The 13,879-nt window shown below is 63.1% G+C and carries 11 protein-coding genes; 8 read left to right on the forward strand and 3 right to left on the reverse strand.

What is annotated here, in order from left to right; all coding sequences use genetic code 11:
• The first annotated feature begins 127 nt into the window (after nucleotides 1-127).
• Nucleotides 128-1,453, forward strand: a complete 1,326-nt coding sequence (locus XI04_RS19400) for a TadE/TadG family type IV pilus assembly protein (protein WP_028141889.1) — start codon at nucleotides 128-130, stop codon at nucleotides 1,451-1,453.
• A 216-nt stretch (nucleotides 1,454-1,669) separates the two neighbouring features.
• On the opposite strand, the gene argJ is transcribed toward XI04_RS19400, so the two are convergent.
• Both argJ and XI04_RS19410 read right to left on the reverse strand, forming a co-directional pair.
• Nucleotides 1,670-2,911, reverse strand: a complete 1,242-nt coding sequence (argJ, locus tag XI04_RS19405) for a bifunctional glutamate N-acetyltransferase/amino-acid acetyltransferase ArgJ (RefSeq protein WP_028141888.1) — start codon at nucleotides 2,909-2,911, stop codon at nucleotides 1,670-1,672.
• Between the two features lie 104 nt (nucleotides 2,912-3,015).
• Nucleotides 3,016-3,924, reverse strand: a complete 909-nt coding sequence (locus XI04_RS19410; RefSeq protein WP_028141887.1) for a peptidylprolyl isomerase — start codon at nucleotides 3,922-3,924, stop codon at nucleotides 3,016-3,018.
• Between the two features lie 354 nt (nucleotides 3,925-4,278).
• Between XI04_RS19410 and secA the strand changes: the two genes are divergently transcribed.
• Nucleotides 4,279-7,119 carry a preprotein translocase subunit SecA gene (gene secA, locus XI04_RS19415; RefSeq protein WP_028141886.1) on the forward strand — a complete coding sequence of 947 codons (2,841 nt, stop codon included), beginning with the start codon at nucleotides 4,279-4,281 and terminating at the stop codon, nucleotides 7,117-7,119.
• A 539-nt stretch (nucleotides 7,120-7,658) separates the two neighbouring features.
• Complete coding sequence (locus tag XI04_RS38860) at nucleotides 7,659-8,063, forward strand: DUF6006 family protein (RefSeq protein WP_369426469.1); 405 nt, start codon at nucleotides 7,659-7,661, stop codon at nucleotides 8,061-8,063.
• A gap of 202 nt (nucleotides 8,064-8,265) precedes the next feature.
• Here the strand turns inward: XI04_RS38860 and XI04_RS19420 are convergent, their stop codons facing one another.
• The gene (locus XI04_RS19420; protein WP_018320557.1) at nucleotides 8,266-8,709 is read right to left on the reverse strand and encodes a MarR family winged helix-turn-helix transcriptional regulator; all 444 of its coding nucleotides are present in this window, start codon (nucleotides 8,707-8,709) and stop codon (nucleotides 8,266-8,268) included.
• 37 nt (nucleotides 8,710-8,746) lie between these two features.
• Between XI04_RS19420 and XI04_RS19425 the strand changes: the two genes are divergently transcribed.
• From XI04_RS19425 to XI04_RS19445, 5 genes are all read left to right on the forward strand, one after another.
• Nucleotides 8,747-8,998: a hypothetical protein gene (locus XI04_RS19425; RefSeq protein ID WP_162130963.1), complete on the forward strand. Its 252-nt coding sequence runs from the start codon at nucleotides 8,747-8,749 to the stop codon at nucleotides 8,996-8,998.
• On the forward strand, nucleotides 8,889-10,073 hold the full coding sequence (locus tag XI04_RS19430) for a substrate-binding domain-containing protein (RefSeq protein ID WP_271623750.1): 1,185 nt from the start codon (nucleotides 8,889-8,891) through the stop codon (nucleotides 10,071-10,073). Before XI04_RS19425 ends, XI04_RS19430 begins: the two co-directional genes overlap by 110 nt.
• A gap of 165 nt (nucleotides 10,074-10,238) precedes the next feature.
• The gene (locus tag XI04_RS19435) at nucleotides 10,239-11,753 is read left to right on the forward strand and encodes an amidase (protein ID WP_028141884.1); all 1,515 of its coding nucleotides are present in this window, start codon (nucleotides 10,239-10,241) and stop codon (nucleotides 11,751-11,753) included.
• A 36-nt stretch (nucleotides 11,754-11,789) separates the two neighbouring features.
• Nucleotides 11,790-12,647: a branched-chain amino acid ABC transporter permease gene (locus XI04_RS19440; RefSeq protein WP_271608723.1), complete on the forward strand. Its 858-nt coding sequence runs from the start codon at nucleotides 11,790-11,792 to the stop codon at nucleotides 12,645-12,647.
• A 2-nt stretch (nucleotides 12,648-12,649) separates the two neighbouring features.
• Entirely contained in the window at nucleotides 12,650-13,867 is a 1,218-nt protein-coding gene (locus XI04_RS19445; RefSeq protein WP_028141882.1) for a substrate-binding protein, read from the forward strand.
• The last annotated feature ends 12 nt before the right edge of the window (nucleotides 13,868-13,879 follow it).

Here is a 13,879-nt window from a genome sequence, read left to right on the forward strand (position 1 = left end):
CGCTCGCTGAAGATCATCCGCAACGGTTTATTAACCCTATTGCGGCCCATGTTTTCGAGGTTCCCATAAGTCATATTTAATCGACGGTTCCTAGAGTGGAAACGCTTAAACCACTCGGGCCCAAGCCATGCGCGCAGCGAATTCCACCATCATCCGCCGGTTCGTCCAAGACCGGCGCGGCAATATCGCGGTGATCTTCGCGCTCGCCTGCGTCCCGTTGATCACGGCGGTCGGCTGCGCGGTCGACTACTCGCGCGCGACGCAGACCCGGGCCAAGCTTCAGGCCGCAGCCGATGCTGCCAGCGTCGGCTCGATCGCCAAGGCATCGCCGGCCTTCAAGGCCGCCGGCTCCATGACGTCGGATGGCTCGATCTCCGTGGGCGTCACCGACGCCCAGAACATCTTCGACGCCAATCGCGCCAATCAGACCGGCTACACTCTCAACAGCGTCACGCCGACCGTGGTCAAAACCGGATCGACCGTCACCTCGACCGTCGCGTTCAACGCCACCGTGAACACCATGTTTCTCGGCCTGATCGGCAAGACCGCGCTGACGCTGACCGGTACGTCGAAAGCGACGGCCAGCATGCCGCTCTATATCGATTTCTACCTGCTGCTGGACAATTCGCCGTCGATGGGTGTCGGCGCCACGCCGACCGACGTGCAGACGATGGTCAACAACACATCGGACAAGTGCGCTTTCGCCTGCCACGACCTCAAGGACAAGAACAATTACTACGACCTTGCCAAAAAGCTTGGCGTGACCACCCGGATCGACGTGCTGCGGACCGCAACGCAGTCGTTGATGGATACTGCGAGTGCGACTGAAACCTATTCAAACCAGTTCAGAATGGCGATCTACGATTTCGGCGGCTCCGCAAGCACGCTCGGCCTGCGCAATCTGTTTTCGTTGTCGGGCTCTCTCTCCAGCGCCAAATCGGCGGCGGGTAATATCGACCTGATGTCGGTGAACGGTCAGAACGAAAATAACGACCAGGACACGGCATTCACCGCGATATTCCCTGCGATCAACGGCGAGATCAGCTCCCCCGGAACCGGCACGTCGTCCAGCCCGCTCAAATATCTGTTCTTCGTCTCCGACGGGGTCGCTGACGAGAGCAACACCGGATGCCTGAAACCGCTCTCCGGCACCACGCGGTGCCAATCGCCGCTCAATGCTGCGCTCTGCAAGACGATGAAGGACCGGGGCGTCAAGATTGCCGTGCTGTACACAACGTACCTCGCGCTGCCCACCAACAGCTGGTACATGAAATGGGTCGCTCCGTTCAATACCGGCCCCTACGGGCCGTCGCCGAACAGCGAGATCGCGCAGAACATGCAGAGCTGCGCGTCGTCCGGGCTCTATTTCGAGGTGAGCCCGACGCAAGGCATCTCGGACGCCATGAACGCGCTGTTCAAGAAAGCGGTCGCGGACGCGCGGATTTCAGGGTGATTTGAAGCACGGCTCTCGCGCTCTCTTACCGTCACCCTTGGGGTGGCCGCTCCTTCGGCGGCCCTCGAAGGGCGACGGCCCGGCTCTCTCCACGCGGCTGTAGCGGTCGCCGTGCATCCTTCGAGGCTCCCGATGGGGCGCTTCGCGCCCCATCACTCGCACCTCCAGCGACAATGGCTTCGCCATTGCGCGGGGATGGGTCTGAGAGTAGCGAAACTACGACCTGTAATCGCCGTTGATCGCGACATATTCCTTGGTGAGGTCGCAGGTCAGCACGCGGTCGCGGCCCTTGCCGAGGCCGAGCGAGACCTTGATCGCGATCTCCGGGGCCTTCATCGCTTCCGAGACCTGCGCCTCGTCATAATCCGGATCGCGCGCGCCGCTCTTGGCGACGCGGATGCCGTTGAAGGAAATCGAAAGCTTGTCGCGATCGGCCGGCTCGCCGGCCTTGCCGACTGCCATCACGACGCGGCCCCAATTGGCGTCCTCGCCGGCGATCGCGGTCTTGACCAGCGGCGAGTTGGCGATCGACATCGCGATCTTGCGCGCGGAGGTCTTGGTCTTGGCGCCCTCGACGGTGATCTCGACCAGCTTGCGCGCGCCTTCGCCGTCCCGGGCCACTTGTTCAGAAAGATTGGCGAGCACCTGGTTGAAGGCTTTGACGAAGGCCTTCAGGCGCGGATCGCTGGCGCGGCTGATCTTCGGTGCGCCGTGCTCGGCGGCAGCGCCGGTGGCGAAGGCCAGCAGCGTGTCCGACGTGGACGTGTCGCCGTCGATCGTCACCGCGTTGAAGGTGTCCTCGACGCCGTTCTTGAGCAGCGCCTGCAAGGCCGCGGGCGCGATCGGTGCGTCGGTGAAGATGAAGGACAGCATCGTCGCCATGTCGGGGGCGATCATGCCGGCGCCCTTGGCCATGCCGTTGATGGTGACCTTGGCCTTGCCGAGCTTGACGGTCGCGGTCGCGACCTTCGGGAATGTGTCGGTGGTCATGATCGCCTTGGCCGCAGCGAGGTAGTCGCCGGGCTCGGCGGCTTCAGCCAATCGGCCCAGCACGCCGTCGAACTTGGTCGCGTCCAGCGGCTCACCGATCACGCCGGTCGAGGCCAGGAAGATTTCGCCCTCGCTGCATCCGACCGCCTTGGCCGCGATCTTCGCGGTCAGCGCGGTGGAGGCGCGGCCGGTCTTGCCGGTGAAGGCATTGGCGTTGCCGGAATTGACCACCAACGCGCGCGCCTTGCCGCCTTTCAGCTTGGCGCGGCACCATTCCACCGGTGCGGAGGGGCATTTCGACTTGGTGAAGACGCCGGCGACCGCGGTGCCCTTGTCCATCACCGCCAGCAACACGTCGGTTCGGTTCTTGTAGCGGATGCCGGCTTCGGCCGTCGCGAGACGGATGCCCGCAATGGTGGGCATGTCGGGAACTGTTTTCGGGGCGAGCGGGGAGACGGAGGAGGACATCGCGGGGCGCCTTGGTGGGATCTGAATATGCAGATGCCCGGCGCGGGGGCCGGGCATCACGAAGGCTTAGATACTCTTCACGTCACCGAAGTGACAGCGAATTCTTACTTCTTTGCAGGCGGCGCCATCTTGCTGTCGGAGGGCTTCGCCGCATCCGCCGGCTTGGCGTCCGCCGCCGGCTGGTCCAGCCGCTCGACCTTGGCTTCGGCGCGCAGCTTGGCGACGTAGTCGGCCTGGGCCTTGCGGGTGACGTACTGCTCGATCTGGGCCTTGACCTGCTCGAAGTCCGGCGCCTTGCGGTTGCGCTTTTCCTCGACCTTGATGACGTGCCAGCCGAACTGCGACTTGACGGGGTCGGAGATCTTGCCGGGCTCGAGCGCGAAGGCGATCGTCGAGAATTCCGGCACCATCTGCTCCTTGGTGAAGAAGCCGAGATCGCCGCCGTCGGCCGAACCCGGATCCTTGGACTTCTTCTTGGCGAGCTCGGCGAAATCGGCGCCCTTGTCGAGCTCGGCCTTCACCGCCTTGGCCTCGTCCTCGGTCTCGACCAGGATGTGGCGGGCGCGCACTTCCTGCTCGCCGGTGATCTGCTTGGAGGCCTCTTCATAGACCTTCTTCATGGCGTCGGGGGTGGTGGCGGCCTTGCCCTCACCCGCGAGCAGGCTGTCCATCAGAAGCCGGTTGCGGGCGAATGCCAGGCGCTTTTTGAATTCCTCGCTATCGGCAACCTTCTTGTCCTCGGCAGCCTTGCTGACGATTTTCATGTCGATCAGGAAGGACAGGACGTTCTCGTCCTTGGTCGCCGGGTCCATCTGGGCGAGGCTCGGCCCGAGCTCCTCCTCGGCCATGGCGACGTCGCTCTTCTTGATTTCAGCGCCATTGACCTTCGCCAGCACCGGATCGTCGGCGGCCCGGCCGGGACCCGCGATCAGCGCCAGCGCAAGGCAGCCCACGAGGGCGGTGGCGAGGCCGAAGCGCAGGCCGGTTTTGGTTACCGGGAACGAGGTGGTCATGGAAAATCCTTATGTTGAAGCAGGGGGCTGCTCGAGCGGGGCGGACACTCGCCCAATACAGGGGGGCTTGGCAACGCGAAAAGTCTGTCAAAATGATGAATTAGCCGCAATGCGCCCGCCGTTGACAAGGCCCTGACCGGGCCATATCTCTGCCCGGTCGCGACCATGGCGATGGCGTTTATTTTGCTGCGTTTTTGGCCGTTGAACCCAGACTTGCCCAATTCCCACCCATATGGCGGATGACCCCCCGCAGTCCGGGCTCTGACGCCATCAGGCGTCACGGTGAGTTGATAGGCAGGCGGGTGACAACTTCTTGGCTGCAACGCGTTTGAATCGCGAACACAGGAACTAGGCATGATCGGCGCGCTCGCCCGCAAGTTTTTCGGCTCCGCCAACGACCGGCGGGTGAAGGGATATCAGTCCCGCGTCAACGCGATCAACGCGCTGGAAGGAGAGGTCTCGCAGCTCTCCGACGAGGCGCTCAAGGCCCGCACCGCCGACTTCAAGAAGCAGCTCGCCGAGGGCAAGACGCTGGACGAGCTGCTGGTCCCCGCCTTCGCCACCGTGCGCGAGGCCGCCAAGCGTACGCTCGGCCAGCGCCATTTCGACGTCCAGCTGATCGGCGGCATGGTGCTGCACGAGGGCGATATCGCCGAGATGAAGACCGGCGAAGGCAAGACGCTGGTCGCGACCCTCGCGGTCTACCTCAACGCGCTCGCCGGCAAGGGCGTCCACGTCGTCACCGTCAACGACTACCTCGCCCGCCGCGACTCCGGCTGGATGGGCCAGATCTACGGCTTCCTCGGCATGACCACCGGCGTGATCGTGCACGGCCTCGACGATGCCGAGCGCAAGGCGGCCTATGCCTGCGACATCACCTACGGCACCAACAACGAATACGGCTTCGACTATCTGCGCGACAACATGAAGTACCGGCTCGAGGACATGGTCCAGCGCCCGCACTTCTTCGCCATCGTCGACGAGGTCGATTCCATCCTGATCGACGAAGCGCGCACGCCGCTGATCATCTCCGGTCCGCTCGACGACCGCTCCGATTTCTACAACACCATCGACGGCTTCCTGCCCAAGCTCGACAAGACCGACTACGAGGTCGACGAGAAGCAGCGCACGGTGACGCTGACCGAAGCCGGCATGGAGAAGATCGAGACCCTGCTGCGCGATGCCGGCCAGCTCAAGGGCGAGTCGCTCTACGACGTCGAGAACGTCTCCGTCGTGCACCACATCAACCAGGCGCTGCGCGCGCACACGCTGTTCACGCGCGACAAGGACTACATCGTCCGCGACGACGAGGTCGTCATCATCGACGAGTTCACCGGACGCATGATGCAGGGCCGCCGCTATTCCGAGGGTCTGCACCAGGCGCTGGAAGCCAAGGAGCACGTGCAGGTTCAGCCGGAAAACCAGACCCTGGCCTCGATCACTTTCCAGAACTATTTCCGGATGTACGAGAAGCTCGCCGGCATGACCGGCACGGCGTTGACCGAAGCCGACGAGCTCTTCGACATCTACAAGCTCGAAGTCGTTGAGATCCCGACCAACGTGCCGATCGGCCGCCTCGACGAGGACGACGAGGTTTATCGCACCCACAAGGAAAAATACGCGGCCATCCTCGCCGAGATCGAGCGGGCCAATTCGCGACTCCAGCCGGTGCTGGTCGGCACGGCGTCGATCGAGAAGTCGGAAGTGCTGGCCGAGTTTCTCAAGCAGAACGGCTACAAGCAGATCGATTTCGGCAAGGAGAACGCGCTCGACAAGCTCTACGCTGCCGCGCGCGCCGGCAAGCCGGCGAAACTGTTCGCGGTGCTGAATGCGCGCTTCCACGAGCAGGAAGCCTATATCGTCGCGGAAGCCGGCGTGCCCGGCGCGATCACGATCGCGACCAACATGGCCGGTCGCGGTACCGACATCAAGCTCGGCGGCTCGCTCGAGATGCGCATCCCGAAGGAGACCGCGGGCATCGAGGACGAGGCCGAGAAAGCCAGGAAGATCGAGCAGATCAAGGCCGACGTCGAGCGCTTCCGCGACATCGTGCTGAAGGCTGAAGAGATCGTCGAGATCGAGCCGGCGAAGGGCAACAAGCCCGCCAAGACCGTGACCAAGCCCGGCGGCCTCTACATCATGGGCTCCGAGCGCCACGAATCCCGCCGTATCGACAATCAGCTGCGCGGCCGTTCCGGCCGTCAGGGCGATCCCGGCCGCTCGAAATTCTTCCTGTCGCTGGAAGACGATCTGATGCGCATCTTCGGCTCGGATCGCCTCGACAGCATGCTCCAGCGTCTCGGCCTGCAAGAGGGCGAGGCCATCATCCATCCCTGGATCAACAAGGCGCTGGAGAAGGCGCAGCAGAAGGTCGAGGCGCGCAACTTCGACATCCGCAAGAACCTCCTGAAGTTCGACAACGTCCAGAACGACCAGCGCAAGGTGATCTTCGACCAGCGCGTCGACCTGATGAAGGACGAGAGCGTCGCCGAGACCGTCACCGACATGCGTCACGCCTTCATCGACGACCTCGTCGCCAAGCACGTGCCGGAGCATGCCTATGCCGAGCAGTGGGACGTCGCCGGCCTGAAGGACGAATTGAAGCGCGTGCTCGATCTCGACCTGCCGGTCGACGAATGGGCCAAGGAAGAAGGCATCGCCGACGAGGAGCTGCTCACGCGCATCGAGACCAAGGCCGACGAGCACATGGCGGCCAAGGTGGCGCAATGGGGTCCCGACGTGATGCGTTACGTCGAGAAGACCATTTTGCTTCAGACGCTCGACCATCTCTGGCGCGAGCATCTGATCATGCTCGACCATCTGCGCCAGGTCATCGGGCTGCGCGGTTACGGCCAGCGCGATCCCTTGCAGGAGTACAAGACCGAAGCCTTCAATCTCTTCCAGGAGATGAGCGCTCACTTGCGCGAGGCCGTCACGGCGCAGCTGATGCGGGTCGAGATCGTTCCGCCGGAGCAGGAAGCGCCCGTCCTGCCGCCGATGGAGGCGCACAAGTTCGACCCGAACACCGGCGAGGACGAAATGGCGCTCGCCAGCGTCACGCTCGGCGCTCAGGCCAGCGATGCAGCGTTGCGCGATCCGAAGAACCCGGCAAGCTGGGGCAAGGTCGGCCGCAACGAGGATTGCCCGTGCGGCTCAGGCAAGAAGTACAAGCACTGCCACGGGCGGTATGCCTGATCGATGATCTCAATACCCAGCGAACTCGCGGTGCTGTATTGGCCTTCGAGTTCGCGAGGGATTGAAATGCTTCCGATCCATATGGTGCCTGCTGATCTTCAGGTGCATCACGAATGGTAGGCACACGCCATTGAGGATGGCTGGCTCACATTTGTCAGGGGGGCTGGCTTCCGTCACGCGCGGCTGAGCACGCTTTGCCCACCTGGCAACCAGCCCCGATGTTGAGCGAACAGGTACTTGGCCCGTTCATCACCCTCGTGAGAAGCATCGCCCTGTTCCATGCGCGTGGCCTGCAGCGCCTGTTCCTTTGGTCACTCCCGGGTGCCGCTGCAGCAGATTGTCGGCGGCCACTCGCTCGTCCGGCTGCGCAGCTGAAGCCTGGAAAGCCGACGGTCAAAGCGCGGCATCGTGTCTCGGGGATCGCCTTGGGGTAGACCATCCAATATTTTGCCACTGCTCATTGTGATCTGGATCACCTCTAATGAGCTCAATCCGTGTTTTGATTGAATCGCACGGGGGCCGAAAATTGGGAGCCAGCAATGTCCAAACGCGCGCTGCCAACCACCTTGTGTGTTCTTGCCCTGAGTTTCTACGCTTGCGGTCCCGCCCCTGCGAGCCAAGTGGGCGGATGGTGGGGCGGAACATGGTCGTGCAACATAGACGGCCGGTCGGCCCGGATGAAATGGGCCGCCGTTGATGACAGTCAGACAAGCTGTAACGGCGACACTTGCACCACCAGCTCGGGAGCACGCTGGGCAGGCAGCTTCTCAGATAATGGCTCGCGATGGGTGAGGTTAACAAATCCACGCAGCGGAACGCAGGGCGGCGTGTACTTCAACCATGCCGACGGCAATAAATGGTATTTAGCCAAACCGGTCAGCAACAAGTCCGCGGGCTGGACGACATGGAACGGCCAACGCTATCCCCTCTCGTGCTGGCGATGATGCAGTTATGCGGCGCCTGCTCATTCTCCGCCTGGACGCGAGGGCGAGCCTTGAGAACTGAATAAGGCCTGCTGCGCTCTGTGAGCGCCACCAATGCCAGCGTGACCAACGCGCGTGCTTTCATGGAGGTCCTCTCTCCATGCATTGAATGGCAGATGAGTGTGTCGGCTTCGCAGGGCCCCCACGCTCCAATTCACGAGGTCTAATTCGAGCTGTCGATCAAGCTCTCCAGCAGCCGCTTGAGCTCGCTCGTCGACTTGTCACCGTAGCTCTCCAGGATGTGCTCCTCCTGGTCGACCGCGAGCGAGTTGAGCTTCTTGCACAACACTTTGCCGCGGTCGGAGATGAACATCAGCACCTTGCGGCGGTCGCCCGGGTCCTGCACGCGATAGACCAGCGTGTCGGAGACCATGCGGTCGATCATCTTGGTCAGCGTCGGATGGTTGAGCAGCACGGCGCCCGCAAGCTCGCCCATCGAATGGCCGTTGCCATCGGACAGCACCTTCAGGATGCGCCACTGCTCGACCGGCACGCCTTCCTTGCTCAACCGCAGCTCGAGCTGCCGGTTGATCTCCCGGTTGGCTTGCGCGAGCAAATAAGCGAGGTGTTCGGTGATCGGGGTGTTTTCTTTCGACGGTTTTGCCACGGCTAAGACTTTGTCTTGACCTAATTGAGTGAATGTCTTGCAATCGATGCTGCATCTATATGCACTTCAATTCTTGAATATTCAATATTTTCAAAATAGGATCATTGCACAACAAAAGGGCGGAAGCCGCGGCCGCCTGCTCAATGTGCTTTCAGGTCTGGTGCCAGACAGGAGTTGGCGTGCGCGCGACGGTAAACTTCCCGGCTCATGGCGGTCCGGCGTTGCCACCGTCTTTGCTGTTCAGGAATCTGTCGTCCGCGGCAGCGGATTTCGACCTGTCGCCGTTTGACACGCATGTCATGAAACGCCGCGGCGCGCGCAACAAGCTGCGCATCGGCAATTTCCTCACCTTCACCGGCTCGCCCGGAATCTGGGGCCCGACCTCCACCAACAGCGCCATGCTCGCGGTCGCCGAGATCAACAAGCGCGGCGGCATCCTGGGGCGCGAGCTCGAGCTCTCGATCTACGATTCCGGCGGCCCGATCGAAGACGTCGTGCAACGCGCCGAGCAGGCGATCGCCTTCGACGAGGTCGACCTGATCATGGGCTCGCATATCAGCGCCGTCCGTGTCGCTTTGCGCAAGGTCACCGGCAACCGCATCCCCTACATCTACACTCCCGTCTATGAAGGCGGCGAGCGCACGCCGGGCGTGATGGCGATCGGCGAGACGCCGCGCTGGCAGAGCCGGCCGTCGATCCACTGGCTGGCGGACGTCAAGAAGGCGGCGCGCTGGTATCTGATCGGCAGCGACTATGTCTGGCCCTGGCAGTCGCATCGCGCGGTGAAGCGCTACATCAAGGAGGCCGGCGGCCAGGTCGTCGGCGAGGAATTTGTCCCCGTCGGCGAGGACAATCACGAGCCGCATCTGGCGCGCATCCGCGCCGCCAAGCCCGATGTCGTGCTGATCTCGCTGATCGGCACCGACAGCATCACCTTCAATCGCGCCTTCGCGGAAGCCGGCCTTGCGACCTCGACGCTGCGGCTTGCCGGCGCGATGGACGAGACCGTGCTGCTCGGCATCGGCGCCGACAACACCGAGAATTTGTTCTGCGCCTCCGGCTATTTCAACTGTATGGCCTCGCGTGCCAATGACGAGTTCCTCGGTGGCTACCAGGCCATGTTCGGCCCGCACGCGCCGCCGGTCGGCTCGGTCGGCCAGTCGAATTATGAGGGGTTGCGGTTCCTGGAGTCGGTGGCCAATCGTGCCGGGTCGCTGGCCTTTCGTCCGCTGCTGAAGGCCGCACGCAACACCGTTTACTCGGCGGGCTGCGGTCCCGTGGTTCTTCGCGACGGGCGCGCCGAGATGCCGATGTACCTCGCTGAAGCCGACGGTCTCGACTTCAAGATCATCAAGACGCTTTGAGGGGCGGCTGTTGATACGTCGCAGCGGCTTCGCGAAATAATACTTGAAAAGGAAAATATTTCCGTCTGTAATATCGACGCGAAGCCGAACGGGCCGCGCTTGTGCAAGCGCGACCGCGAGACTCCGTCCAACGCCAGGGACCAAGAAGCCTCAGAGGAGAGCGCCGTGACAGTTGTCCTTCCCACCCCCGCCCAATTGCGCAGTGTCGCCGAGCAATGCGGCCTTTCGCTCACCGATGACGACGTCGCCTCGTTCCGCGGCCTGATGCAGGGCTCGATCGAGGCCTACAATCTCGTTGCCGCGATGCCGGACGAGGTGCCCGAGGTGAAATATCCGCGCACCCCGGGCTATCGCCCCTCGGCTGAGGAGAACCCCCGCAACGCCTGGTATCGCAAGTCGACCGTGAAGGGCGCCGCGAGCGGCAAGCTCAAGGGCAAGACCGTCGCGCTGAAAGACAACATCATGCTGGCCGGCGTTCCCATGACGAATGGCTCGTCGACGCTGGAAGGCTATGTCCCCGATTTCGACGCCACCATCGTCACGCGCATGCTGGATGCCGGCGCCGAGATCGCCGGCAAGGTGCATTGCGAGCACTTCTGCCTGTCCGGCGGCAGCCACACCGGGTCCTACGGGCCAGTGCACAATCCACACAAGATGGGCTACTCGGCCGGCGGATCGTCGTCGGGCTCGGGCGTCGTGGTCGCGCTCGGCGAGGTCGACATGGCGATCGGCGGCGATCAGGGCGGCTCGATCCGCATGCCGGCCTCGTTCTGCGGCATCTACGGCATGAAGCCGACCTGGGGTCTCGTGCCCTATACCGGCATCATGCCGATCGAGATCTATGTCGACCATACCGGGCCGATGACGGCGACGGTCGCCGACAACGCGCTGCTGCTCGAAGTGCTCGCCGGCGACGACGGCTATGATCCGCGCATCAAGTCGCCAAAGGTCGAGGAGTACACCAAGGCGCTCGGCCAGGGCGTCAAGGGCATGAAGATCGGCATCGTCAAGGAAGGTTTTGAACAGCCGGTTGCAGAAGCCGCCGTGAATGAAAGCGTGCGCGAGGCCGCAAAGCGCTTCAAGGATATCGGCGCCACCGTCGAGACGGTGTCGATCCCGATGCACCTCCTGGGCGGTGCGATCTGGACCCCGATCGGCACCGAAGGCCTGACCCAGACCATGATGTTCGGCGACGGCTACGGCCTCAGCCGCGGCGATCTCTATTCGACCTCGCTGATGGATTTCCATCGCGGCTGGCGCCGCCAGGCCGATTCGCTGTCCGAAACCACGAAATTGTTCATGATGCTCGGCACCTACATCAACAACAATTTCGGTCCACGCTTCTACGGCAAGGCGCTCAACATCTCGCGCCGGCTGACCGCGGCCTACGACAAGGCGTTCGGGGACTACGATCTGCTGCTGATGCCGACCACGCCGATGAAGGCGACCAAGCTGCCGGAGCCCAATGCCAGCCGCGAGGAGTACGTCGCCCGCGCCCTCGAGATGATCTCCAACACCGCGCCGTTCGACATCACCCATCATCCCGCGATGTCGCTGCCCTGCGGCATGGTCGATGGCCTGCCGGTCGGGCTGATGCTGGTCGGCCGCATGTTCGAGGAATCCACCATCTACCGCGCCGCGCACGCCTTCGAGCAGATCGGCGACTGGAAGAAGATGTGAGCGGGGCCTCAGTGAAGACGAGCGGAACAGCAAAGCATGGCTAACGCGTTCGTCGCGGCGTTCGAGATCCTGAGCTTCGGTGCGATCATCGTCCTGATCGTGCTGGGGCTCGGGATCATCGCCAGCATGATGGGCATCTTCAACTTCGCGCAGGGCGAGTTCGTCCTGCTCGGGGCCTACATCACCTATCTCGCCTACGCCAAGGGCCTGCCGATCTGGGCCGGCATGGTCGCGGCGCCCTTCGTCGTCGGCGCGCTCGGCTTCGTGCTGGAGGGGCTGATCATCCGGAGATTCTACGCCGCGCCGATCGTGGCGATGCTCGGCACCTATGCGCTCGGTCTGATCATCCGCGAATCCGTGCGCGGCCTGATCGGCGGCTTCTATCTCACCGTGCCCGAGCCGATCGGCGGCTCGATCGACATCGGCGCCATGCACATCTCGGCCTGGCGCTTCACCATCATCGTCATCACGCTTCTGGTGATGGCCGGCTGCTATCTGCTGCTGTCGCGCACCAACTTTGGTCTGCGCATGCGCGCCACGCTCGAGAATCCATCGCTGGCGCGGGCCTCGGGCATTTCCACGCCCCTGATGTACGGCGCCACCTTCGCGTTCGGCTCCGCGCTCGCCGGCCTTGCCGGTGCGCTGATCGTCCCGGTGTTCAGCCTCTACGCCGATCTCGGCCTGCGCTTCCTGATCCAGGGGTTCGTCGCGGTCATGGTCGGCGGCGTCGGCTCCTTCATCGGGCCGGTCGCGGGCGCCGGTGTCATCGGCACGCTCAGCGCCGCGCTGCCCTGGGTGATGGCGCCCGTCGTCGCCGACGTGCTCGTCTTCGTCCTTGCCATTGTCTTCATCAAATTCCGCCCGCAGGGCCTCATCGCTGGAAAAGGGGTTTAGTCATGTTCGATCGCACGCAGCTCTCACGTCGCCGCTTCCTCTCCAATTTCGCCTTTGCCTCCGGCGCGGTCGCAACCGGGGTCGGCAGCTGGGTGATTCCGGCGCCCTGGGCCAATGCCGCAGAGGCTCCGATCAAGGTCGGCATCGCGACCGACCTCACCGGCCCGATCGCCTATGCCGGCAATGCCGACGCCAACGTCGCCAAAATGGTGATCAAGGAGATCAATGCCGCCGGCGGTCTGCTCGGCCGTCCGGTCGAGCTCTACATCGAGGACACCGCCTCCAACGAATCCGTCGCCGTCGGCAATGTGCGCAAGCTGATCCAGCGCGATAAGGTCGACATGGTCTTGGGCGGCATCACCTCCTCGATGCGCAACGCGATCAAGGATCCCATCGTGGCGCGCGGCAAGACGCTCTACATCTATCCGCAGCTCTACGAGGGCAAGGAGTGCACGCCCTATCTGTTCTGCACCGGTCCGACGCCGGCGCAGCAATGTGACGAGTTCATTCCCTGGCTGATCAAAAACGGCGGCAAGAAGTTCGCGCTGCCGAGCGCCAACTACGTCTGGCCGCACACGCTCAACGTTTATGCCCGCAAGGTGATCGAGGCGAATGGCGGCGAGGTCGTGTTCGAGGAATACTACCCGCTCGACCAGGTGGATTTCTCCGCGACCGTCAACCGCATCATCTCCAACAAGGTCGACGTCGTCTTCAACACCGTCATCCCGCCGGGCGTCGGCCCGTTCTTCAAGCAGCTCTATGAAGCGGGCTTCCTCAAGAACGGCGGACGGCTCGCCTGCGTCTACTATGACGAGAACACGCTCAACATCAATCAGGCCGCGGAGATCGAGGGACTCGCCAGCTGCCTCGACTATTTCAAGGTGTTGACCAAGGAGAACCCGTTCGACGCCAAAATCCAGGCGGCCTACGAGAAGGATTTTCCCGGCAACTTCCTTTTCGCCGCCGGCAGTGCGGCGACCGGCACCTATCGCGGCCTGAAGCTGTGGGAAGCCGCGGTGAAGGAAGCCGGCAAGATCGATCGTGAGTCGGTCGCGGCGGCGCTCGACCACGCCAAGATCGCCGAAGGTCCGGGCGGGCCTGCCGAGATGGTGCCGGGCAAGCGGCACTGCAAGATGAAGATGTACACCGCGGTCGCCAAGGGCGGAAACTACGAGATCGTCGGGCGCAGCAACGGCCTCGTCGATCCCAAGGAATGCTGAAGTGGAATGCTG

The sequence above is a fragment of the Bradyrhizobium sp. CCBAU 11430 genome (assembly GCF_028128855.1).
GTDB classification, from domain to species: Bacteria; Pseudomonadota; Alphaproteobacteria; order Rhizobiales; family Xanthobacteraceae; genus Bradyrhizobium; species Bradyrhizobium ottawaense.

What these genes read in the sequence shown, in the direction of transcription:
- XI04_RS19400 (WP_028141889.1), top strand. Translation starts at nt 128, where the DNA reads ATGCGCGCAGCGAATTCCACCATCATCCGCCGGTTCGTCCAAGACCGG.
- argJ (WP_028141888.1), bottom strand. Translation starts at nt 2,911, where the DNA reads ATGTCCTCCTCCGTCTCCCCGCTCGCCCCGAAAACAGTTCCCGACATG.
- XI04_RS19410 (WP_028141887.1), bottom strand. Translation starts at nt 3,924, where the DNA reads ATGACCACCTCGTTCCCGGTAACCAAAACCGGCCTGCGCTTCGGCCTC.
- secA (WP_028141886.1), top strand. Translation starts at nt 4,279, where the DNA reads ATGATCGGCGCGCTCGCCCGCAAGTTTTTCGGCTCCGCCAACGACCGG.
- XI04_RS38860 (WP_369426469.1), top strand. Translation starts at nt 7,659, where the DNA reads ATGTCCAAACGCGCGCTGCCAACCACCTTGTGTGTTCTTGCCCTGAGT.
- XI04_RS19440 (WP_271608723.1), top strand. Translation starts at nt 11,790, where the DNA reads ATGGCTAACGCGTTCGTCGCGGCGTTCGAGATCCTGAGCTTCGGTGCG.
- XI04_RS19445 (WP_028141882.1), top strand. Translation starts at nt 12,650, where the DNA reads ATGTTCGATCGCACGCAGCTCTCACGTCGCCGCTTCCTCTCCAATTTC.